The sequence below is a fragment of the Halonotius pteroides genome (assembly GCF_003605635.1).
Lineage (GTDB): Archaea > Halobacteriota > Halobacteria > Halobacteriales > Haloferacaceae > Halonotius > Halonotius pteroides.
The window spans coordinates 1-1,161 of sequence record NZ_QMDW01000087.1 but is presented as its reverse complement, the minus strand read 5'-3'; the positions used below and the strand labels follow the sequence as shown (position 1 = coordinate 1,161).

The window sequence follows — 1,161 nt, the reverse complement described above, 5'->3', positions numbered from 1 at the left end:
CGGGTCGCCCGGCGGCTCGAGGACGGCCAGTGGGCGTGGTACTACCGGGCCGCTCTGCGGACGGTGATTCAGGCCTGCGGTCGGGTCGTCCGCGCGCCCGACGACCACGGCGCGACGTATCTCGCCGACGAGTCGCTGCTCGACCTCTTCGAGCGCGCCCGATCCGACATGCCGCCGTGGTTCCAAGCACAGGTCGATCGGCTCTCCCGCCCCGAGTTGCCGCCGTTCGACCCCGATTTGGCCGTCGGAAACGCCGACCGCTCTCGTGGGTCGCGCCGATCGGACGCGGAGCACATCGACGATCATCCCCTCTCGGACGTGTGGGGCGACGGGTAGCGACCCCTGCACACACAAGTAGACGGGACCCGAACCGCCCCCCGTGAGCCGAGCCGAGCGCGCCCGCCTGTCGGCGGTGGTCTTTGTCGTCCTCTTTACGCAGCTGCTGGTCTATCCCGGCGTCGACCGGCTCGTCGACGCGCTCGGCGGTGCGCCGACGATCGACGCCGGGACCGCGTTCTTGGCCGTCCAACTCGGGGCGTTCGTGCTATTTTCGGCCGTCTGGGGGGCGCTCTCGGACCGTGTCGGCTGCCGGGTCCCGTTCGTCGTCGCCGGGGCCGTCGGCGGCACCGCGGCGTATCTCGCCCTCGCGGCGCTCGTCGTCACCGACCTCGGCGACTTCCGCGTTGCGCTCGCCCTCCGGTTTCTCGAGGGCGCGTTCACGATCGGCGCGTTCTCGCTGTCGATCACGATGCTCATGGACCTCGACGGCGGCCACGGCAAAAACATGGGCGCGGCCGGCATCGCGATCGGCGGCGGGGCCGCCATCGGCGCGCCGGTCGGCGGACAGCTGTACGCGTTCGGCCCGCTGGCACCGATCCTCTTCGCGGCCGCTTTGCTTTCGGCCGTCGCCGTCGCCGTCTCGACGCTCCCCGATCGGGCCGCGGGACAACGCCAGGACGTAGCGGCGGCGTTCGACGGCCTCCGGGGGCGCACTGGACTCCTCGTCCCGTTCGCGTTCGGCTTCGCGGACCGGTTCGCAGCCGGCTTTTTCGGGCTCGTCGGAACGTTCTACTTCCGGGACGCGTTCGGGCTCGATCCCGCCGCCATCGGGCTGTTGCTCGCGTGCTTTTTTGTTCCGTTCGCGCTGTTGCAGTACCTCTT

Annotated in this window: 2 protein-coding genes; both read left to right on the top strand. The window is 70.7% G+C overall.

Annotation, left to right across the window (positions count from 1 at the left end; translation table 11 throughout):
- On the top strand, positions 1-336 hold a 336-nt coding region (locus DP106_RS15230; protein WP_276310102.1), incomplete at its 5' end, for a helicase C-terminal domain-containing protein.
- A 43-nt stretch (positions 337-379) separates the two neighbouring features.
- The coding region (locus DP106_RS15225) for an MFS transporter (protein ID WP_120086636.1) at positions 380-1,161 on the top strand (782 nt) is incomplete at its 3' end.